General features: G+C 41.6%; 14 protein-coding genes, 14 tRNA genes and 3 rRNA genes. 30 read left to right on the forward strand and 1 reads right to left on the reverse strand.

Annotated features, from left to right (window positions below; all coding sequences use genetic code 11):
- Positions 1–179 precede the first annotated feature (179 nt).
- The 7 genes from D9782_RS08750 to D9782_RS08780 all read left to right on the forward strand — a co-directional run bounded on the left by D9782_RS08750 (position 180) and on the right by D9782_RS08780 (position 6,521).
- Positions 180–1,193 carry a PP2C family protein-serine/threonine phosphatase gene (locus D9782_RS08750; protein ID WP_026680363.1) on the forward strand — a complete coding sequence of 338 codons (1,014 nt, stop codon included), beginning with the start codon at positions 180–182 and terminating at the stop codon, positions 1,191–1,193.
- A gap of 97 nt (positions 1,194–1,290) precedes the next feature.
- Positions 1,291–1,623: an STAS domain-containing protein gene (locus tag D9782_RS08755; RefSeq protein WP_026680364.1), complete on the forward strand. Its 333-nt coding sequence runs from the start codon at positions 1,291–1,293 to the stop codon at positions 1,621–1,623.
- Positions 1,623–2,099 (forward strand): anti-sigma B factor RsbW, encoded by a 477-nt coding sequence (gene rsbW, locus D9782_RS08760; RefSeq protein ID WP_121604539.1) that lies wholly within the window; start codon positions 1,623–1,625, stop codon positions 2,097–2,099. The genes D9782_RS08755 and rsbW overlap by 1 nt, the downstream gene beginning before the upstream one ends.
- Positions 2,071–2,862: an RNA polymerase sigma factor SigB gene (gene sigB, locus D9782_RS08765; protein WP_026680366.1), complete on the forward strand. Its 792-nt coding sequence runs from the start codon at positions 2,071–2,073 to the stop codon at positions 2,860–2,862. Before rsbW ends, sigB begins: the two co-directional genes overlap by 29 nt.
- 2 nt (positions 2,863–2,864) lie before the next feature.
- Positions 2,865–3,455: a protein phosphatase 2C domain-containing protein gene (locus tag D9782_RS08770; protein ID WP_026680367.1), complete on the forward strand. Its 591-nt coding sequence runs from the start codon at positions 2,865–2,867 to the stop codon at positions 3,453–3,455.
- A gap of 499 nt (positions 3,456–3,954) precedes the next feature.
- Positions 3,955–4,152 carry a hypothetical protein gene (locus D9782_RS08775; protein ID WP_121603754.1) on the forward strand — a complete coding sequence of 66 codons (198 nt, stop codon included), beginning with the start codon at positions 3,955–3,957 and terminating at the stop codon, positions 4,150–4,152.
- A gap of 197 nt (positions 4,153–4,349) precedes the next feature.
- Positions 4,350–6,521 carry a Tex family protein gene (locus tag D9782_RS08780; protein ID WP_121604540.1) on the forward strand — a complete coding sequence of 724 codons (2,172 nt, stop codon included), beginning with the start codon at positions 4,350–4,352 and terminating at the stop codon, positions 6,519–6,521.
- Between the two features lie 237 nt (positions 6,522–6,758).
- On the opposite strand, the gene D9782_RS08785 is transcribed toward D9782_RS08780, so the two are convergent.
- Positions 6,759–8,222 (reverse strand): catalase, encoded by a 1,464-nt coding sequence (locus D9782_RS08785; RefSeq protein ID WP_026682895.1) that lies wholly within the window; start codon positions 8,220–8,222, stop codon positions 6,759–6,761.
- 211 nt (positions 8,223–8,433) lie between these two features.
- On the opposite strand from D9782_RS08785, the gene D9782_RS08790 reads away from it, so the two are divergent.
- The 23 genes from D9782_RS08790 to tsaD all read left to right on the forward strand — a co-directional run bounded on the left by D9782_RS08790 (position 8,434) and on the right by tsaD (position 20,849).
- Positions 8,434–8,883 carry a SprT family protein gene (locus D9782_RS08790; protein ID WP_121604541.1) on the forward strand — a complete coding sequence of 150 codons (450 nt, stop codon included), beginning with the start codon at positions 8,434–8,436 and terminating at the stop codon, positions 8,881–8,883.
- A gap of 179 nt (positions 8,884–9,062) precedes the next feature.
- Positions 9,063–9,137, forward strand: a tRNA-Asn gene (locus tag D9782_RS08795).
- A gap of 3 nt (positions 9,138–9,140) precedes the next feature.
- Positions 9,141–9,231, forward strand: a tRNA-Ser gene (locus D9782_RS08800).
- Between the two features lie 9 nt (positions 9,232–9,240).
- A tRNA-Glu gene (locus tag D9782_RS08805) sits at positions 9,241–9,312 on the forward strand.
- Between the two features lie 25 nt (positions 9,313–9,337).
- Positions 9,338–9,414: transfer RNA gene (locus D9782_RS08810), tRNA-Asp, on the forward strand.
- Positions 9,415–9,419: 5 nt separating this feature from the next.
- Positions 9,420–9,494, forward strand: a tRNA-Gln gene (locus tag D9782_RS08815).
- 26 nt (positions 9,495–9,520) lie between these two features.
- A tRNA-Lys gene (locus D9782_RS08820) sits at positions 9,521–9,593 on the forward strand.
- Positions 9,594–9,607: 14 nt separating this feature from the next.
- Positions 9,608–9,689 (forward strand) — tRNA-Leu (locus tag D9782_RS08825).
- Between the two features lie 56 nt (positions 9,690–9,745).
- Positions 9,746–9,829: transfer RNA gene (locus D9782_RS08830), tRNA-Leu, on the forward strand.
- Positions 9,830–10,929: 1,100 nt separating this feature from the next.
- A tRNA-Arg gene (locus D9782_RS08835) sits at positions 10,930–11,006 on the forward strand.
- A gap of 7 nt (positions 11,007–11,013) precedes the next feature.
- Positions 11,014–11,090 (forward strand) — tRNA-Pro (locus tag D9782_RS08840).
- A 30-nt stretch (positions 11,091–11,120) separates the two neighbouring features.
- A tRNA-Gly gene (locus tag D9782_RS08845) sits at positions 11,121–11,194 on the forward strand.
- A 14-nt stretch (positions 11,195–11,208) separates the two neighbouring features.
- Positions 11,209–11,282 (forward strand) — tRNA-Ile (locus D9782_RS08850).
- 295 nt (positions 11,283–11,577) lie between these two features.
- Positions 11,578–13,143 (forward strand): 16S ribosomal RNA (locus tag D9782_RS08855).
- A 410-nt stretch (positions 13,144–13,553) separates the two neighbouring features.
- Positions 13,554–16,472, forward strand: a 23S ribosomal RNA gene (locus tag D9782_RS08860).
- A 148-nt stretch (positions 16,473–16,620) separates the two neighbouring features.
- A 5S ribosomal RNA gene (gene rrf, locus D9782_RS08865) occupies positions 16,621–16,736 on the forward strand.
- Together the 16S, 23S and 5S rRNA genes with 6 tRNA genes alongside form the textbook arrangement of a ribosomal RNA operon.
- A gap of 16 nt (positions 16,737–16,752) precedes the next feature.
- Positions 16,753–16,829, forward strand: a tRNA-Met gene (locus tag D9782_RS08870).
- Between the two features lie 109 nt (positions 16,830–16,938).
- Positions 16,939–17,015, forward strand: a tRNA-Asp gene (locus D9782_RS08875).
- A 221-nt stretch (positions 17,016–17,236) separates the two neighbouring features.
- Positions 17,237–18,202 carry a thiamine-phosphate kinase gene (gene thiL / locus D9782_RS08880; protein ID WP_121604542.1) on the forward strand — a complete coding sequence of 322 codons (966 nt, stop codon included), beginning with the start codon at positions 17,237–17,239 and terminating at the stop codon, positions 18,200–18,202.
- A 9-nt stretch (positions 18,203–18,211) separates the two neighbouring features.
- The gene (tsaE, locus tag D9782_RS08885) at positions 18,212–18,667 is read left to right on the forward strand and encodes a tRNA (adenosine(37)-N6)-threonylcarbamoyltransferase complex ATPase subunit type 1 TsaE (protein WP_121604543.1); all 456 of its coding nucleotides are present in this window, start codon (positions 18,212–18,214) and stop codon (positions 18,665–18,667) included.
- A 25-nt stretch (positions 18,668–18,692) separates the two neighbouring features.
- Positions 18,693–19,400 carry a tRNA (adenosine(37)-N6)-threonylcarbamoyltransferase complex dimerization subunit type 1 TsaB gene (gene tsaB, locus D9782_RS08890; RefSeq protein WP_026680370.1) on the forward strand — a complete coding sequence of 236 codons (708 nt, stop codon included), beginning with the start codon at positions 18,693–18,695 and terminating at the stop codon, positions 19,398–19,400.
- On the forward strand, positions 19,393–19,842 hold the full coding sequence (rimI, locus tag D9782_RS08895; RefSeq protein ID WP_026680371.1) for a ribosomal protein S18-alanine N-acetyltransferase: 450 nt from the start codon (positions 19,393–19,395) through the stop codon (positions 19,840–19,842). Before tsaB ends, rimI begins: the two co-directional genes overlap by 8 nt.
- Entirely contained in the window at positions 19,839–20,849 is a 1,011-nt protein-coding gene (tsaD, locus tag D9782_RS08900; RefSeq protein WP_121604544.1) for a tRNA (adenosine(37)-N6)-threonylcarbamoyltransferase complex transferase subunit TsaD, read from the forward strand. Before rimI ends, tsaD begins: the two co-directional genes overlap by 4 nt.
- Positions 20,850–21,015: the final 166 nt, after the last annotated feature.

Below are 21,015 nucleotides of genomic sequence, written 5' to 3' on the forward strand. Positions count from 1 at the left end.
AGGCCTTGAGGTCATACCCTTAGTGTACTAACCGTCCGTGGGGGATAAGACAAAACCTCCACTAATTGAAGTTTCACTTTAATGGAACCGAGGTGTGTACATGATTAAGAAGTGCACACCCTATCTTTATATATACTGTCAAATGCTCTTGCTTTTTGTTGGATGTTAGGGGGATACGTATGGATGATACCGTTAAAATAGACGTAGAAAATTATAAAGAATTGATGAAGCGTTACATTGAAACAAAGGATGAACAATCACTTTATGAAGTAGAGCAGGTCAGTAAATCCTTTATAAAAAATCATATCCTACCAGATGAGATCGTGAATATGCACATTCAGGCTTTAGCGGAGCTGTATCCTTCTCTAAGTGAAGATATACAGTCTTCCATGAATTTTTTATTAGAAGCTATGATTGCCTATGGTATCGCACATCAGGAATACCAAATGCTACGTGAAAAGCAGTCTGAATTGAAATCCGAAATATCCGTAGCCGCTAGTATGCAGGAAACACTACTTGGAACAATAAAACCAGAAATAGAAGGACTGGATATTGGTGTTATTAGTGTACCTGCGCACCAAATGAATGGTGATTATCATCACTTTGTAAAGGGAAGTGATGGTTCATTAGGTATTGCTATGGCAGATGTTATTGGTAAAGGAATTCCAGCAGCTTTGTGTATGTCTATGATTAAATATGCCATGGATAGTTATCCTGAGGAGGCAATGGAACCAAGGGCAATTTTAAAGAATCTAAATCGTGTAGTCGAAAGAAATGTTGACCCCAGTATGTTTATTACTATGTGTTATGCACAATATATACCTTCCGAACACACACTTCGTTACGCCTCAGCTGGTCATGAGCCTGGGTTTTATTATAACGCTGAGAAGGATATATTTGAAGAGATGGAAACAAAAGGCCTCGTGCTTGGTGTGACCCCTGATGCCGATTATGGTCAATATGAATTAAACATTCATAAAAATGACTTAGTTATCATGCTTACAGATGGAGTTACAGAGTGTAGAGATGGTGATCGTTTTATTGAAAGTGAAGAAGTATTGAGTGTCATCAGACAATATGCGCATCTACCCGCTCAAGAGATGGTAAATCAGGTTTTTAAATACTTCGAACGTCTACAGAATTTTGAACTGCGAGATGACTTTACATTACTTATATTACGACGGGAAGTTTAATCGTGGTGTTATGTGGGTAAATGTTATGGAGGAGTCAAACTATAAGAAGCGATATTATACAATATGTCTTATCGTGAAGATATAGGAGGAAGCAATTATGAATTTAACCATTAATGTAGTGGAAGAGACGAAAAAGTCAATCGTCAATCTTTCGGGTGAAATAGATGCGTATACAGCACCACAATTAAAAGAGATGTTACTTCCGTTAACGCAACAACGTGGAAATATAGTCGAAGTTGATCTTAAAAATGTCACGTATATGGATAGCACTGGTTTAGGGATATTTATTAGTGCATTGAAGTCTACAAAAGAACATGAAAGTATGATGCGGCTAGTAAATATACAAGATCGTGTGCTTCGATTATTTAAAATAACAGGACTAGATGAAATTATGGATATAAATGCTGCGATTCGGGGTGGAAGCGAATAATGGAGAGATTTGATTTTATTGAATTGAAAGTTCCTGCGAAAGCAGAATATGTCGGTGTTGTTCGATTAAGTATCTCAGGCATAGCGAATAGAATGGGTTTTTCTTACGAGGATATTGAGGATTTGAAAGTCGCTATCTCTGAAGCAATTACAAATACTGTGACTCATGCTTATAATGAGCAGGATGATGGCGAAGTAACAATAGGTTTTGGAGTTTATGAGGACCGTTTAGAGGTAATGGTAGCAGACCATGGAGGAAGCTTTAACCTAAATGAAGTCAAAGATGGTATTGGACCATATAAAAATACGGAATCAATTGAAGATCTAAGAGAAGGGGGTTTTGGTCTGTTCTTAATTGATGCACTAATGGATAAAGTACAAATTAACAATAACTATGGTGTCATTGTATTGATGACTAAGTATATACACGAAACTGAGGTGGACTTTGATGACGACCAAATCTCAACCACACAATAGCGGAAGAGATGAGGTTTACCAGCTAATTGAAGCTATCCAACAAGAACCGACTGATGAAGCATTACAAGAGAAGCTAGTTCTTACTTATAAGGATCTAGTCGAGTCGATTGCACGCAAGTACTCAAGAAATAGTGTTATTCATGAAGATCTTGTTCAAGTTGGTATGATCGGGCTATTAGCTGCAGTTAGAAGGTATGATCCGTCATTTGGTAAATCCTTTGAATCTTTCGCAATACCTACTATAATCGGAGAAATTAAACGATTTATTCGCGATAAAACCTGGAGTGTCCATGTACCAAGACGAATAAAAGAACTAGGACCAAAAATAAAAAAAGCAGTAGATACACTAACGACAAACAATCAGAAATCCCCAACAGTGAGAGAAATAGCAGACTATCTAGAAGTATCGGAAGAGGATATTCTTGAGACAATGGAGATGGGAAAAAGCTATAAAGCATTATCTGTAGACAGAAAAATTGAAGCAGATTCCGATGGTAGTACGGTAGCAATTTTAGATTTGGTTGGCAATGAAGAGGCTGGATATAATACAATCGATCAACGAATGCTACTAGAAAAGATACTCCCTATTTTAACTGAGCGTGAACAGCAAATCTTGAAATATACCTATTTTGAAAACATGAGTCAAAAGGAAACTGGAGAGTTACTAGGGATTTCGCAAATGCATGTTTCTAGACTTCAGCGTCGATCCTTGCGTAAGCTAAGAGAGGCCATACAGTCAGAAAGTACGGAGGTTCTTGAATAATTATGAAACGTGTACAGGTATCTGTCTTTCAAAGAGCGAAGAAAGGTAATTATTATTGTGGGGACAGTTACTTTTACAAGGAAACAGATAAAGAATTTATTTGTGCTGTGGCAGATGGACTTGGTAGTGGTGAATTTGCAAAGGAATCGTCCCAAATTGTGATTAATATTATTCAAGATAATGCTCATACGTCAATAGAAGGTATTATAAAAAAATGTAACGAACAGTTATATGGCAAACGTGGTGTTGTAGTTGGTATTCTTAAGCTCGATTTTACTACAGGAATGTACTCTTTTTCTTCGATTGGAAACATTGGTATCCTTACCATCGTGAAAAATCAAAAGAAAAAGCGAAATATACCTAATGCTGGTTATTTGGCAGGCTATCACCGTCCCTTTAAAATCATTCAAGAAAAGCTAGAATCAAATATGATGTTTATCATGTTTTCTGATGGAGTTTCGGATAGAGATCTGTCGGAAAAATATTTTTTAAATGAAGATGTCAAGGCAATTACGCAGACGTTTGAATATGTAAGTGAATCTAATCGCCAGGATGATACTACCTTAATTGCTATGCATTATAAAAAGGACTGACAATCTTTGTCAGTTTTTTTGTTGTCTAGAAAAATTAAATTAGCCCATGTGGATAAAAATGGGCGTGTTGAGCCGTGTCTCAAGCTCCAGCGCCCAGAAACGAGGCGAATTCACGAATCGCCCTAAGCTAAGTCATCATCGGCTCGCAAGCTCACCGTGCTTCCTTTATCTCCGTTGACTCGCTCCGTTTCTATTTGTCGCTTGCGCTTTTGTTCTAAGTTAAGAAAGTATAAAATCAGTGCAATGACTGCGTTAAGCCAAGTAGTTATTTTGAAATGTTAGATGTATATTGGCAATGCTCCGACTAATTACTTCGCTTTCCGTGGGCACGGCCTCAACTAACTTTGCAAAGAAGAACACGTTGCAAAGTGGATTTTCGGCTCGCGCTAATCCCGCAGGAGTCTACGTAATTAGTCTCCGCTATGAGAAGGTGCAACAATTCTTGTCATAAGTAATAGGTTGACTTTTTTTACAATGGGTAAAGTGAAAATCGCTATCCGTGAGTATAAAAGCAGCTGTGTTACTTCATGCTAGCGTTGTAGAGCCTGATAATAGCGAAGGCCGGCCACTTCAACTCCTGTGGGAAATGTTTGACCTGAAGATCCACTTTTTTGAGCGGGTTTTGCTAAAAAAGTTAGCTGAAGGACAAACCCCACGGAAAGGGAAGTGGGCAGCCGGAGTGGTGGTCAAGCAGTAGCTATTATGGAATAATAGCTACTAGAGGGAGCGTAAATCTGAGCATTTAGTGATAAGGACTGAGCGAATTTTGCTCCGTTTTCCTTATGTAAAAAATTGTGAATGAAACCCATTGTTAGGCGCTTTACACGTTGCTTATTCATTGGGAATCGTTCTGTTCTTTGGTAAAATATATAGGAAGGTAAAGGAGGAAAACGTGTGGCAAAAGAAATAAACCAAGATCTAAGCAAATGGGTAGCTAACGAAGCAAAAGTCAATATACAAGTTGTCAATAAAGTAATTTCCTTATTAGAGGAAGGGAATACGGTTCCTTTTATTGCTCGTTATCGTAAAGAAGTGACTGGTGGCTTAGATGAGGTACAGATTAAAGCGGTTCAAGATAAATGGCATTACGCTGTCAATCTTTCGGAGCGGAAGCAAGAGGTATTACGAAGCATTGAAGAACAGGGAAAACTAACAGATGAATTAAAACAAGCTATTACAGAAGCAAAACAGCTACAGCGAGTGGAAGATTTATATCGACCGTATAAGCAAAAGCGACGTACTAGGGCAACGATTGCTAAAGAAAAAGGTTTAGAACCATTAGCATTACTTGTATGGAAGCAGGATATAGAATTAGTAGAAAGTGAAGCGAAGAAATATATTTCAGAAGATCATGAATTACTAACGATAGAAGAAGTACTAGCTGGGGTAAATGATATTATTGCGGAGTGGATTTCCGAAGAGCCAGCTTATCGTGAATTTATGCGACAAGTTACGTATAACCGAGGAAGCATTGAATCTGAGCAGAAAAATGCAGAAAAGGACGAGAAGCACGTTTATGAAATGTACTATGATTTTCATGAACCTGTGCGTTCCTTAGTGTCACATCGAATTCTAGCTTTAAATCGTGGAGAGAAAGAGGATGTTATCAAAGTCTCTATAAAGCCACCTACAGAGCGAATTCATGAGTTCTTGCGACAGCATGTAATTAAAAGTTCTGCATCTAAGCAAGTAGTAGATATTTTAGTGCATGCAATTGAAGATAGTTATAAGCGATTAATTCAACCATCTGTAGAGCGGGAAATTCGCAGTAGTTTAACCGAAAAGGCTGAGCAGCAAGCAATAGATATCTTTTCCAAAAATTTAAAGAATTTATTATTACAGCCACCTTTAAAAGGAAAGACTGTTCTTGGCGTTGATCCGGCTTTTCGTACAGGCTGTAAACTAGCTGTCATCGATGAAACGGGGAAAGTACATAGTATTGGCGTGATCTATCCAACAGCACCAAAGAATGATAAATTAGGTGCAGAAGCAAAGGTACTAGAACTAATGAAGAAATACGATGTTGAATTAATAGCAATTGGTAATGGAACAGCATCACGAGAAACAGAGCAATTTATTTCCGATGTAATTGGAAAAAATAGTCTAAATGTGCCGTATATCATCGTTAATGAGGCTGGTGCAAGTGTGTATTCTGCTTCCAAACTAGCAAGAGAGGAATTTCCTGATCTTCAAGTCGAGGAGAGAAGTGCGGTGTCGATTGCCCGACGGGTACAAGATCCGCTTGCTGAACTTGTCAAAATTGACCCGAAATCTATTGGGGTTGGACAATACCAGCATGATGTAAGTCAGAAGTCATTAAATGAATCATTATCATTTGTTGTAGAAACTGCAGTTAATCAGGTAGGCGTAAATGTAAATACAGCCTCCTCGTCATTGCTACAATATGTATCGGGACTAAGTAAAACGGTGGCAAACAACATTGTTAAGCAACGTGAGGAAGATGGGAAATTTACGAATCGGAAGCAACTAAAGAAAATTCCTCGTTTAGGAGCAAAAACGTATGAACAGGGGATTGGTTTTCTACGCATCGTTGATGGGGATAACCCACTCGATAGAACCCCTATACATCCTGAAAGCTACGCTCATACAGAAAAGCTGTTAACAATGCTGGACTGTGATCTAAGCGATATAGGCTCAGAAAAACTTCGCCAGGCCATTAGCACAATTAAAAACAGGGAGGTTGCAGAAGAGCTGGGCATAGGAGTACCAACCTTAAGTGATATTTTACAAGCACTAAGTAAACCAGAGCGCGATCCTCGTGATGATTTTCCGCAACCATTGTTAAAACAAAACGTAATGACAATGGAAGATATCAAGCCTGGAATGGAGATGCAGGGTACGGTTAGAAATGTAGTTGATTTTGGTGTGTTCGTAGATATCGGTGTGAAGCAAGATGGACTTGTCCATATTTCTAAGATGTCAAATTCATTCGTGAAGCATCCAATGGACATTGCTTCTGTTGGCGATGTAATAACTGTCTGGGTCGAGGATGTTGATATGAATAAAGGAAGAATCGCCTTATCAATGGTGAACAAAGAATATTAATTGAAAAGACATGGCTCTAATAGGAACCATGTCTTTGTTTTAGTCTAGGAAATGATAAATTAGCCAGCTGGATAAATATGGGCGTGTTAAGCGCGTCCTGCTCCGGCGCCCAGAAGCGACCTCACAAATCGCCCTAAGCTAAGTCATCATCGGCTCGCAAACTCACCGTGCTTCCTTTATCTAAGTTGAATCTTTCCAGTCGCTACGTTTCTATTCGGGAGCTTGCGCCATAGTTGTTTATTTTACGCTTTCTGGAACTTTAAGGCCAAGTCCTTCAGCGATACGCTCGCCCCATTCAGGATCTGCTTTATAGAAGTGTTCGATTTGACGTAGCTTAATTTCTTCTTTTGTAACAGGCTTCATGTGATCAACAAATGCTTTAATTAAGCGATCTTTTTCATCTGCAGTCATTAAACGATATAAATCACCGGCCTGTGTATAATGATCATCACTGTCATAGGAAACGCTATTAGCTTCGCCATAAACCTCAAACGGATTAATTTTGGTTGCCTGATCCTCAGTTGGTCCATCTACACTGTTTGGTTCGTAGTTTGGCTTGCTACCACCATTACCACTTACATTCATGAAACCATCACGTTGATAATTATTTACTTCATTTTTTGGACGGTTTACGGGAATTTGATGATGGTTTGCTCCTAAGCGATAACGATGTGCATCTGAATAACCAAATAGACGACCTTGAAGCATTTTATCTGGAGAAGCTTCAATACCAGGTACGAATTGACCAGGTGAGAAGGCAGCTTGCTCAACCTCAGCAAAGTAGTTCTCAGGATTACGGTTTAGTACCATTCGACCTACTTCAATACGTGGATAGTCTTTTTTCGACCAGATTTTTGTAACATCAAATGGATCCCATTTGTAAGTCTTGGCGTCTTCGTAAGGCATAATTTGTACGTAAAGCTTCCAAGCAGGGAAGTCACCTTGATCAATAGCATTAAAGAGATCTTCTGTGTGATAATCAGGATTTTCACCAGCGATCTTGTCAGCAAGCTCTGGATCTAAGTTTTTGACCCCTTGTTCACTTATAAAGTGATATTTAACCCAGAATGCTTCGTCTTTTGCATTTACCCATTTAAAGGTATGGCTTCCATATCCATTCATGTGACGGAACGTAGCCGGGATGCCACGATCACTATGAAGGTACGTAATTTGATGAAGTGATTCTGGTGATAATGACCAGAAGTCCCAAACCATATCTTTATCCTTTAAGTGCGTCTGCGGGTTACGTTTTTGCGTATGAATGAAGTCTGGGAACTTAATTGCATCACGAATGAAGAAAATTGGCGTGTTATTTCCAACTAAGTCATAGTTCCCTTCTTCCGTATAAAATTTAACTGCAAAACCACGTGGGTCACGTACTGTGTCTGCAGAGCCTAGTTCACCAGCAACGGTTGAGAAGCGGATAAACATGTCAGTACGCTTTCCGGCTTCGCTAAGGAAATCAGCTTTTGTGTATTTTGAAATTTCATCATTTGTTACTTCAAAGTATCCGTGTGCACCAGCACCTTTTGCATGTACGACGCGTTCAGGGATACGTTCTCTATTAAAATGAGCAAGTTTTTCTAGTAAATGAAAATCTTGAAGTAATGTAGGTCCATTATGTCCAGCTGTAATGGAGTTTTGATTGTCTCCAACTGGAGCTCCAGCGGCAGTAGTTAAGGTATTTCTTTTATTACTCAATATTAAATCTCCTCTCTTAAACTAAGTATTTATCTATCTACATCTATATTATAATATAATCCAAGTAAAAATCAATATTTATTTACAATAATTTTAAATAACGAGTAAGTTTAATTTATTTATATAATATAGGAAGTAACCCATTTCTGTACAAAGTTAATATTTATATATTAGAATATTAACATCGCTTATTGATAAGGAGATAGGTATAATGGAGCTGCTGGATGATCAGGATTTATTTAATTTGGTCAATAAATTATCTTTAACATATTTTCATAAACCCTTTTTACATGACGTAGCTTTTAATTTTCGTTTACGAACAACAGGTGGAAGATATATTCCTAATAAGAAGTTAATTGAATTGAATCCGAAGTACATGCAGGAAAGTGACATGGAAGAATTTATCGGGATTATTAAACATGAGTTATGTCATTATCATTTACATATAGAAGGAAGAGGATATAGGCATCGTGATCAGGCGTTTAAGCAACTTTTGAAAATCACCGGATCTCCAAGGCATTGTAAGCCACTTCCTTCACAAAAAAAGTATAAATATGTCTATAAGTGTACTAGTTGTAATGATGAGTTTAAACGTATGAGGAGGGTAAACACAGCTAAATTTAGATGTGGAAAATGCAAAGGGAGAATTTATTTACTATAAAAGCAAAAAAATATCGCTATAACCCATTGACGAAATATGTCATCCATGATAAATTAAATAGGCTGTCTCATACAGCACTTCAACTTACATATTTTTCGAATAGATTTTAACGGAAAAATGTTGACAATTACACTGAAATATTGTATTATATTTTTCGTTGCGATTGATTCACACTTTATTCCACAGTAGCTCAGTGGTAGAGCTATCGGCTGTTAACCGATCGGTCGTAGGTTCGAATCCTACCTGTGGAGCCATATGGAGAAGTACTCAAGTGGCTGAAGAGGCGCCCCTGCTAAGGGTGTAGGCCGTGTAAGCGGCGCGAGGGTTCAAATCCCTCCTTCTCCGCCATTTTTTAATGGCCCGTTGGTCAAGTGGTTAAGACACCGCCCTTTCACGGCGGTAACACGGGTTCGAATCCCGTACGGGTCATCTTTTTTTAAAAATAAATAGGCTGGGTCCGGTAGTTCAGTTGGTTAGAATGCCTGCCTGTCACGCAGGAGGTCGCGGGTTCGAGTCCCGTCCGGACCGCCAGATGTTGGGCTATAGCCAAGCGGTAAGGCATCGGGTTTTGATCCCGTGTACCCCAGGTTCGAATCCTGGTAGCCCAGCCATTTTTTTATTTTTCGTTTTTTTACATGAGCCATTAGCTCAGTTGGTAGAGCATCTGACTTTTAATCAGAGGGTCGGAGGTTCGAATCCTCCATGGCTCATCATTTGTATTTTTGCGGGTGTGGCGGAACTGGCAGACGCGCTAGACTTAGGATCTAGTGTCTTCGGACGTGGGGGTTCGACTCCCTCCACCCGCATTGAATTGCTGTGTTAATCCACAGCCTTTTATTTTCTGTCATTTATTGCAAAATGTGCGGTCGTGGCGGAATGGCAGACGCGCTAGGTTGAGGGCCTAGTGGGTGAATAACCCGTGGAGGTTCAAGTCCTCTCGACCGCATCGTATCCATAGAACAAGTCATACCAACACTTTTAGAGGGTTGGTATTTTTTTATACGTTCATTTCCATTAAGGATTTGAGCGTTTTTTTTATGATTTATTCACCATAAATTCACCATTTCTTAAAAGAAGTCGTCTAGCCGATCTGCTGTTTCTCGTTGTTTGTTCGGAAATAGTGACCATACACATCAATTGTAGTTTTAAAAAGAGGTAACTCACAATTTTTCTTCTTTCTAGAATTGACTCTCTCCTGTAATCCGTCAATTTGTCCTTCAAAGCTCTATGTGTCCCTTCTACGGAATTTACACTGTTGTAGTAGTCGTTTGCTCTTATACTTACAGTAATATATGATGGGGGCTATCAAAATGAAAAGATATAGTGTGTTCTTTTATTCGTATTAGGAGGATTATTTATGATCCTGAGTAATAGGATCTTTTTAATGGCGTCAGCAGCTTGGATATTTCCAATTTTATTCTTATTGCGATTGAGAAGATGTCGCTGAAAAAAGCATGTCAAAGTGCTGACAAACAATCGATATTCTTTCATTACAAAATATATTATATCGTCGTCACTTATTTTAGTGATTTATTTGATTGGTAACATATATTTTGTTGGAGTAGATGTTTTGTTCTAATTGGACTATGGCTATGCTCTTGTTGTTATGCTCCTAACTCTTCCATTAATATACTGCTTTAACAAGCGAATAATGCGATTCAATGATTTTTTGCAATTAAAAAATGTATCATGCAGGAAAGATAAATACGAAACTAACATATTGACGGTTACATATAATTGTGCCTATAAATAATTAAGAAGCACTCAAAGAGTAAAGTCACAGATTCAAAATTGCGTCCTGCAATTTAACTATAATATAGAAGTAATAGATGATAAAAATCGTCTTCTGGCTTTCGGTTTAATTGGTTTTATCCATAACATTACAGATATGACCTATGAGCTATGAAGGTAAATAATTATAAGAATTAAAAGAATTTAATTTAGGTATTGAAATAAGAACCATATTAGTGTATTATCTATAATTGTTCGCGTGATTCAGTCATCGTGAATTGAAACAAATGATAAAAATGAACATTCTTTTAAGAAGCGCCCGTAGCTCAATTGGATAGAGCGTTTGACTACGGATCAAGAGGTTAGGGGTTCGACTCCTCTCGGGCGCGCCATAATTTCCGGGAAGTAGCTCAGCTTGGTAGAGCACATGGTTTGGGACCATGGGGTCGCAGGTTCAAATCCTGTCTTCCCGACCATCGACACGAAATATTAAAATATTAATAAACGCGGGTGTAGTTTAATGGTAAAACCTCAGCCTTCCAAGCTGATGACGAGGGTTCGATTCCCTTCACCCGCTCCAATCATTACCTTTAGGGGCCTGTAGCTCAGCTGGTTAGAGCGCACGCCTGATAAGCGTGAGGTCGGTGGTTCGAGTCCACTCAGGCCCATCACTTAAAAAAGTGTTGACAAACAAATTGTCGGTATGATATATTAATAAAGTCGCCAATTTGAACAGCGAAAAAGTTAAGTGAAAAAAGTTATTGACTTGAGTTGATCAAACTGGTATAATGAAAGAGTTGCTGTCGCAAAAAGCAGCAAACTAATTTGCTCTTTGAAAACTGAACAAAACAACCAGTATGTCAAGAGAAAAACATGCAACTGTTTTTTCTTAAAAATAACCAGAAGGAAACTTCTGGAGTAAGCTAAGACATCATAATTAACGGTGTTAATTATGAACAAACTTTTTTGGAGAGTTTGATCTTGGCTCAGGACGAACGCTGGCGGCGTGCCTAATACATGCAAGTCGAGCGCGGGAAGCAGGCAGATCCTCTTCGGAGGTGACGCCTGTGGAACGAGCGGCGGACGGGTGAGTAACACGTGGGCAACCTGCCTGTAAGATTGGGATAACCCCGGGAAACCGGGGCTAATACCGGATAATACTTTTCGTTGCATAACGAGAAGTTGAAAGGCGGCTTTTAGCTGTCACTTACAGATGGGCCCGCGGCGCATTAGCTAGTTGGTAAGGTAACGGCTTACCAAGGCGACGATGCGTAGCCGACCTGAGAGGGTGATCGGCCACACTGGGACTGAGACACGGCCCAGACTCCTACGGGAGGCAGCAGTAGGGAATCTTCCGCAATGGACGAAAGTCTGACGGAGCAACGCCGCGTGAGTGATGAAGGTTTTCGGATCGTAAAACTCTGTTGTCAGGGAAGAACAAGTGCCGTTCAAATAGGGCGGCACCTTGACGGTACCTGACCAGAAAGCCCCGGCTAACTACGTGCCAGCAGCCGCGGTAATACGTAGGGGGCAAGCGTTGTCCGGAATTATTGGGCGTAAAGCGCGCGCAGGCGGTCCTTTAAGTCTGATGTGAAAGCCCACGGCTTAACCGTGGAGGGCCATTGGAAACTGGAGGACTTGAGTACAGAAGAGGAGAGTGGAATTCCACGTGTAGCGGTGAAATGCGTAGAGATGTGGAGGAACACCAGTGGCGAAGGCGACTCTCTGGTCTGTAACTGACGCTGAGGTGCGAAAGCGTGGGGAGCGAACAGGATTAGATACCCTGGTAGTCCACGCCGTAAACGATGAGTGCTAGGTGTTAGGGGGTTTCCGCCCCTTAGTGCTGAAGTTAACGCATTAAGCACTCCGCCTGGGGAGTACGGCCGCAAGGCTGAAACTCAAAAGAATTGACGGGGGCCCGCACAAGCGGTGGAGCATGTGGTTTAATTCGAAGCAACGCGAAGAACCTTACCAGGTCTTGACATCCTCTGCCAATCCTAGAGATAGGATGTTCCCTTCGGGGACAGAGTGACAGGTGGTGCATGGTTGTCGTCAGCTCGTGTCGTGAGATGTTGGGTTAAGTCCCGCAACGAGCGCAACCCTTGATCTTAGTTGCCAGCATTTAGTTGGGCACTCTAAGGTGACTGCCGGTGACAAACCGGAGGAAGGTGGGGATGACGTCAAATCATCATGCCCCTTATGACCTGGGCTACACACGTGCTACAATGGATGGAACAAAGGGCAGCGAAGCCGCGAGGTCAAGCAAATCCCATAAAACCATTCTCAGTTCGGATTGCAGGCTGCAACTCGCCTGCATGAAGCCGGAATCGCTAGTAATCGCGGATCAGCATGCCGCGGTGAATACGTTCCCGGGCCTTGTACACACCGCCCGTCACACCACGAGAGTTGGTAACACCCGAAGTCGGTGAGGTAACCTTTTGGAGCCAGCCGCCGAAGGTGGGACCAATGATTGGGGTGAAGTCGTAACAAGGTAGCCGTATCGGAAGGTGCGGCTGGATCACCTCCTTTCTAAGGATAATTACGGAACGCGAACCATTCTTTACGAATGGTTTGTAAGGACATACTTGGTTGTTTGGTTCAGTTTTGAGAGAGTAAATGATGTCTCTCAAGGGTGAAAGGATCTTCTGTTAAGATCCGTCACGTCCTGTGACGAACGCAGAAGTCACCACATCCTGTGGAAGTTTGTACCTTGAAAACTAAATAAGAGTAACAACGACATCAAACTAAAAGCGGAAGCGAATGTTTAGCGATGTACAGACTGGACTGACTCGCAGAAGATAAAGGAAACACGATAAACGTAAGTGAATCGATGTTGACTTATCGTACGAAGAGGAAGGAAGTCATGCTAATCGCTATGAGCGGAAGCTAGAAAACCAAAAGTTAAGGCGATAAATAAGTACGCTTATTCATAGAAAGCTAGTTAAGTGAATAAGGGCGCACGGTGGATGCCTTGGCACTAGGAGCCGATGAAGGACGGGACTAACACCGATATGTCCCGGGGAGTCGTAAGTAGACGTTGATCCGGGAATTTCCGAATGGGGGAACCCACTGTTCGTAATGGAACAGTACTTCTATCTGAATACATAGGGTAGAGGAGGCATACCCGGGGAACTGAAACATCTCAGTACCCGGAGGAAGAGAAAGCAAACGCGATTTCCTGAGTAGCGGCGAGCGAAACGGAATTAGCCCAAACCAGAAGGCTTGCCTTCTGGGGTTGTAGGACACTCCATTGGAGTTACCAAGAAATTCTTTAGATGAAGCGATCTGGAAAGATCCGCCATAGGAGGTAAGAGCCCTGTAATCGAAAGAGAATTTCCTCCGGAGTGGATCCTGAGTACGGCGGAACACGTGGAATTCCGTCGGAATCCGGGAGGACCATCTCCCAAGGCTAAATACTCCCTAGTGACCGATAGTGAACCAGTACCGTGAGGGAAAGGTGAAAAGCACCCCGGGAGGGGAGTGAAAGAGAACCTGAAACCGTGTGCCTACAAGTAGTCGAAGCCCGTTAATGGGTGACGGCGTACCTTTTGTAGAATGGACCGGCGAGTTACGATCGTATGCAAGGTTAAGTGGAAGACACGGAGCCGCAGCGAAAGCGAGTCTGAATAGGGCGACATAGTATGCGGTCGTAGACCCGAAACCGTGTGATCTACCCATGTCCAGGGTGAAGGTCAGGTAACACTGACTGGAGGCCCGAACCCACGTATGTTGAAAAATGCGGGGATGAGGTGTGGGTAGGGGTGAAATGCCAATCGAACACGGAGATAGCTGGTTCTCTCCGAAATAGCTTTAGGGCTAGCCTCAAGGAACGAGTACTGGAGGTAGAGCACTGATTGGACTAGGGGCCCTCACCGGGTTACCGAATTCAGTCAAACTCCGAATGCCAGCTACTTTGCCTTGGGAGTCAGACTATGGGTGATAAGGTTCATAGTCGAAAGGGAAACAGCCCAGACCGCCAGCTAAGGTCCCAAAGTATACGTTAAGTGGAAAAGGATGTGGAGTTGCTTAGACAACCAGGATGTTGGCTTAGAAGCAGCCACCATTTAAAGAGTGCGTAATAGCTCACTGGTCGAGTGACTCTGCGCCGAAAATGTACCGGGGCTAAACGTATCACCGAAGCTGCGGATTGTTCTTACGAACAATGGTAGGAGAGCGTTCTAAGTGCTGTGAAGTCAGACCGTGAGGACTGGTGGAGCGCTTAGAAGTGAGAATGCCGGTATGAGTAGCGAAAAAAGAGTGAGAATCTCTTTCACCGAATGCCTAAGGTTTCCTGAGGAAGGCTCGTCCTCTCAGGGTTAGTCGGGACCTAAGCCGAGGCCGAAAGGCGTAGGCGATGGACAACAGGTAGATATTCCTGTACCACCTCATGAGCGTTTGAACGATGGGGGGACGCAGAAGGATAAGGAAAGCGCACCGATGGATGTGTGCGCCCAAGCAGTGAGGAAGTCGAATAGGCAAATCCGTTCGACGATTTCAAGCTGTAACGGGGAGGGAAATAGAGTACCGAAGTTCCTGATTTCACACTGCCAAGAAAAGCCTCTAGTGAGTTCATAGGTGCCCGTACCGCAAACCGACACAGGTAGGCGAGGAGAGAATCCTAAGGTGAGCGGGAGAACTCTCGTTAAGGAACTCGGCAAAATGACCCCGTAACTTCGGGAGAAGGGGTGCTCCTCTGCCGAGGAGCCGCAGTGAATAGGCCCAAGCGACTGTTTAGCAAAAACACAGGTCTCTGCGAAGCCGAAAGGCGAAGTATAGGGGCTGACACCTGCCCGGTGCTGGAAGGTTAAGGGGAAGCGTTAGCACTTTTGTGCGAAGCGTAGAACCGAAGCCCCAGTAAACGGCGGCCGTAACTATAACGGTCCTAAGGTAGCGAAATTCCTTGTCGGGTAAGTTCCGACCCGCACGAAAGGTGCAACGACTTGGGCACTGTCTCAACGAGAGACCCGGTGAAATTATACTATGTGTGAAGATGCACATTACCCGCGACAGGACGGAAAGACCCCGTGGAGCTTTACTGTAGCCTGATATTGAATGTTGGTACAGCTTGTACAGGATAGGTGGGAGCCATCGAAGCGTGAGCGCTAGCTTACGTGGAGGCATCCGTGGGATACCACCCTGGCTGTACGAACCTTCTAACCCAGGACCGTGATCCGGTTCGGAGACAGTGTCAGGCGGGCAGTTTGACTGGGGCGGTCGCCTCCCAAAAGGTAACGGAGGCGCCCAAAGGTTCCCTCAGAATGGTTGGAAATCATTCGCAGAGTGTAAAGGCAGAAGGGAGCTTGACTGCGAGACCTACAAGTCGAGCAGGGACGAAAGTCGGGCTTAGTGATCCGGTGGTTCCGCATGGAAGGGCCATCGCTCAACGGATAAAAGCTACCCCGGGGATAACAGGCTTATCTCCCCCAAGAGTTCACATCGACGGGGAGGTTTGGCACCTCGATGTCGGCTCATCGCATCCTGGGGCTGTAGTCGGTCCCAAGGGTTGGGCTGTTCGCCCATTAAAGCGGTACGCGAGCTGGGTTCAGAACGTCGTGAGACAGTTCGGTCCCTATCCGTCGTGGGCGTTGGAAGTTTGAGAGGAGCTGTCCTTAGTACGAGAGGACCGGGATGGACACACCGCTGGTGTACCAGTTGTTCCGCCAGGAGCATAGCTGGGTAGCTACGTGTGGCAGGGATAAGTGCTGAAAGCATCTAAGCATGAAGCCCCCCTCAAGATGAGACTTCCCATCACTTCAAGTGAGTAAGATCCCTCAGAGATGATGAGGTTGATAGGTTCGAGGTGGAAGCGTGGTGACACGTGGAGCTGACGGATACTAATCGATCGAGGACTTAACTAACTTCTTTTGGTTGTCGTTGAATGATCTCTTATTTAGTTTTTAGGGTACAAAAAAATCCTTGCATTTTCTCAGGAAACTGCATATAATATAACTTGTCCTTAAGAAGAAGGACGTTCTGAAACAACACAGAACGATCTACACTTTTAGGTCTGGTAGCAATAGCGGAGAGGTCACACCTGTTCCCATGCCGAACACAGAAGTTAAGCTCTCCAGCGCCGATGGTAGTTGGGGCTTTGCCCCTGCAAGAGTAGGACGCCGCCAGGCCAAGTTATAATCATATCGCGGGATGGAGCAGTCTGGTAGCTCGTTGGGCTCATAACCCAAAGGTCGCAGGTTCAAATCCTGCTCCCGCAACCAAATTACATTATTAACTATATTGGTTAATTGAATATCAATAGTACTGTAAAATGTAACCAAAACGTTTCATCTAACTACACTGAATAACATTATTATAGTTGAATAAATTGGTCCGGTAGTTCAGTTGGTTAGAATGCCTGCCTGTCACGCAGGAGGTCGCGGGTTCGAGTCCCGTCCGGACCGCCACTAATATTATAAAGGTAGACACAGGATTTCATTATTGAAAATCGTGTGTTTTTTATATTTAATAGGAATTTTCATCAAGAAGCTGTCGCCCCGAATCAAGTAAAATATCCATCCTTATCTACTTCATGTTATTTCCAATCTAGTATGGTTTCCTTTTTCATTTTTCAACATTTTTTGCTATCATAAAATATAGCTTAAAAAGAAATTGGTGTGACTTGTAAATGGATGAATTTTCATTAATTGATTCAATAAAACAAACATATTATAGCCAGCCTACTTTAATCAAAGGTATTGGGGATGATGCAGCTGTTATACGTCAATCTGCATCAGATATTGTAACGGCAGTTGATACTTTTGTAGAAGGAGTCCATTTCCGAAGGGATACGATGGAGCCTTTTCATGTAGGCTTTCGGGCTTTAGCAGCAAATTTAAGTGATTTAGCTGCAATGGGAGCAACTCCTGCTTTTTATCTAGCTTCTATTGTTATTCCTAAGACTTGGACCGAAATAGAAATTGCTGAGATCTTTGCTGGCATGAAGAAAATGGCTGGGAAATACCACATGGACTTAATTGGTGGAGACACAGTATCGGGCAAAGAACTATCTTTATCTATTACTGTGATTGGTTATGTTGATCATGATAAAATTCGCTATCGTCATACTGCTAAAGCTGGAGATATTGTATTTGTAACGGGTACATTAGGTGATTCACAAGCAGGCTTTCATATTCTGACAAATCCAAGCTCCTACGATAACGCAGCGTATTTTATTAAAAGGCATCAACTACCCACACCTCAAATCGATTTTGCAGCTCATTTGCAGAAGTTTACTCGAATCACATTAAATGATGTGAGTGATGGCATTGCAAGTGAAGCAGCAGAAATTGCGGAAGCTTCAAGGGTAACTATTCAATTAGAGGATAATCGAATTCCAGTTCATGAGACATATAATCAATTTCCTTCTGATTTACAATATAACTGGAAATATTTTGGAGGGGAAGATTTTGAATTATTAGGTACTGTTCCGTCAGCGGACTGGTCGGAGTTAAAGAGCGTAGCTAAATTATTACCTGTTAGAATAACGAAAATAGGTAAAGTTATAAACGAGGATACAAGTGGAAAGGTATATATCAATAAGGATGGTAGGAATTACACTTTACCAAAGCAGGGGTACACACATTTAAAGTAGGTGGATTTATTGGATACATATCAAATTACAACTCATACAGTAGAAGAAACAATACAGCTTGCTGAAAAACTTGCGATATTACTTAAGCCAGGCGATGTTATTACGCTTGAAGGTGACCTTGGAGCTGGAAAGACAACTTTTACAAAGGGTATTGCAGTTGGACTAGGAGTAAAACGAAATGTGACAAGTCCAACATTTACGATTATTAAAGAGTATGAAGGCGAACTGCCGTTATATCATATGGACGTCTATCGATTAGAACATTCAGATGAGGACATAGGGTTTGATGAATATTTTAATGGAGACGGTATTTGTATCGTTGAATGGGCAAGATTTATTCAAAATTACTTACCACAAAATCGTCTAGAAATAACTATTTCATACATTAATGAACATTCGAGAGAATTAGCATTTACTGCATGGGGTGACCATTTTAAATACGTTCTAAATGAACTACAGTTATAATTTAGCAGAATGAGGAGTTATTTACATGAACATACTTGCTATCGATACTTCGAACCAAGTAATGAGTGTCGCTATTCAACAAAATGAGCAAATCATTGGCGAAATAAATACAAACTTAGCGAAGAATCATTCCGTACGTTTAATGCCAGCAATTGATCAATTAATGAAAGATATTGGATTAATGCCTGATCAATTAGAGCAAATTGTTGTTGCAAAAGGTCCTGGATCATTTACAGGAGTTCGAATTGGGTTGTCTACAGCAAAGACAATGGCCTGGGCACTGAATATACCAATAGTGGGCATTTCTAGTTTGGAAGTCCTTGCATATCAAGGGCGATTTTTTAATGGTCTTATTTGTCCTTTTTTTGATGCTAGAAGGGGAATGGTTTATTCCAGTACCTATCAGTGGCAAGGTACGATTATGGAAGAGATTGTACCTGAATCAAATATCTCCATGGAGGATTTATTAAACAAGCTTAAGGCTTATGACAAGCCTGTTTTGTTTTTAAGTCCTGACATGCATATTCATCAGGAAGCTATTGAACGGATAGTGGGAATAAATGCCATGATTCCAGAACCTACCTATCATCTACCTAGGGCTTCTCATTTGATATTAGCATCTAAAGATAAACCCATTGATTCTACACATACGTTGACTCCAAATTACCTCAGACTTGCAGAAGCAGAAGCGAAATGGCTTGAGCAACAAAGGGAAAAGCAAGCGAATGAGTAACGTAGCAATACGAAAAATGGAAGTAGCTGATGTTCAACAAGTAATGGAAGTGGAAAAGGCATCTTTTACCACTTCATGGACGACAGACATTTTTTATCAGGAGATTACCGATAATCCACATGCATATTATTTTGTGATGGAGCTTGACGATACTATTGTCGGTTATGTAGGTATGTGGATAGTCCTGGATGATGCACAAATTACGAATATTGCTATTATGCCATCTTTTCGAGGGAGAAGATTAGGAGAAAAACTATTCCACTATACTATTCGATATGCGATAATGAAAGGAGTCAGTCGTCTGTCTTTAGAAGTTCGTAAATCGAATATGGTAGCACAAAAATTATATCGTAAATTTGGGTTGGTATCAGGCGGCATTCGTAAAAATTATTATACAGATAATCAGGAAGATGCAATTGTAATGTGGGTGAATTTAACATGAAAAAAGACACAATACTATTAGGAATTGAAACAAGTTGTGATGAAACTGCAGTAGCCATTGTAAAAAATGGAAGAGAAATTCTTGCCAATGTCGTTGCATCACAAATTGATAGTCATAAACGATTTGGCGGAGTAGTTCCAGAAATAGCTTCCCGTCATCATGTGGAACAAATAACGTATGTACTGGAAGAAGCACGACAACAGTCAAATACGGTATGGGAAGATATTGATGGGATTGCAGTTACGGAAGGGCCAGGTTTAGTAGGTGCTTTATTAGTAGGTGTGAATGCTGCTAAAGCATTGGCTTTTGCTAAACAAAAACCGTTGATTGGTGTACATCATATAGCTGGACATATTTATGCAAATCGGTTAGAAAAGGAATTTGAATTCCCTTTGCTTGCATTAATCGTTTCTGGTGGTCATACAGAACTTGTTCTTATGAAATCACATGGAGCATATGAATTAATTGGCGAAACAAGGGATGATGCTGCAGGAGAAGCCTATGATAAAGTTGCACGTATGTTGCAATTGCCTTATCCAGGTGGCCCGCAAATTGACCGGCTGGCAGAACTAGGAGAAGAAGCAATCGATTTTCCTAGAGCTTGGTTAGAGCAAAATAGCTATGATTTTAGCTTTAGTGGGCTGAAGTCTTCTGTTATTAATACCATTCACAATGCAAAACAACGTGGAAAAGAACTTAGAAAAGAGGATATAGCAGCTAGCTTTCAAGCTAGTGTGATTGATGTATTAACTACAAAAACGGTTCGTGCAGCAAAGGAGTTTGACGTTAAACAGGTTATTATTGCAGGCGGTGTAGCAGCTAACAGAGGGTTACGTAATGCGTTGGAAGCGGAATTTGCAAAGACTAGTATTCCGTTATTAATACCTCCTTTAAACCTTTGCACGGATAATGCTGCAATGATTGCTGCTGCAGGGACAATTGCTTTTGAACAAGGTAGACGTTCAGGGCTTGAATTAAATGCAAGACCTTCGTTGCTTTTAAAGTAATCCACAGTTTGTCACAGAAATGTTCATAACTTCTTTGAAGTCTGTCAGATAGTCATGTTGAAAGTGGGTAAAATTGTGGAAAACTGCATAAAAACGTGTGGATAATGTGCATATCTTTTTATTAATAGCAATATAATGCATGTTATTCACTTTTGAGCTTGTGGAT

Origin of the sequence: Virgibacillus sp. Bac332 (genome assembly GCF_003667785.1) — a bacterium.
In the GTDB taxonomy this organism is placed as follows: domain Bacteria; phylum Bacillota; class Bacilli; order Bacillales; family Amphibacillaceae; genus Virgibacillus; species Virgibacillus salarius.

Bases quoted from the DNA above. Each gene is read 5' to 3' on its own strand.
- D9782_RS08755 (WP_026680364.1), top strand. From the start codon at position 1,291: ATGAATTTAACCATTAATGTAGTGGAAGAGACGAAAAAGTCAATCGTC.
- tsaD (WP_121604544.1), top strand. From the start codon at position 19,839: ATGAAAAAAGACACAATACTATTAGGAATTGAAACAAGTTGTGATGAA.
- rimI (WP_026680371.1), top strand. From the start codon at position 19,393: ATGAGTAACGTAGCAATACGAAAAATGGAAGTAGCTGATGTTCAACAA.
- D9782_RS08750 (WP_026680363.1), top strand. From the start codon at position 180: ATGGATGATACCGTTAAAATAGACGTAGAAAATTATAAAGAATTGATG.
- rsbW (WP_121604539.1), top strand. From the start codon at position 1,623: ATGGAGAGATTTGATTTTATTGAATTGAAAGTTCCTGCGAAAGCAGAA.
- D9782_RS08770 (WP_026680367.1), top strand. From the start codon at position 2,865: ATGAAACGTGTACAGGTATCTGTCTTTCAAAGAGCGAAGAAAGGTAAT.
- thiL (WP_121604542.1), top strand. From the start codon at position 17,237: ATGGATGAATTTTCATTAATTGATTCAATAAAACAAACATATTATAGC.
- D9782_RS08790 (WP_121604541.1), top strand. From the start codon at position 8,434: ATGGAGCTGCTGGATGATCAGGATTTATTTAATTTGGTCAATAAATTA.
- tsaB (WP_026680370.1), top strand. From the start codon at position 18,693: ATGAACATACTTGCTATCGATACTTCGAACCAAGTAATGAGTGTCGCT.
- sigB (WP_026680366.1), top strand. From the start codon at position 2,071: ATGACGACCAAATCTCAACCACACAATAGCGGAAGAGATGAGGTTTAC.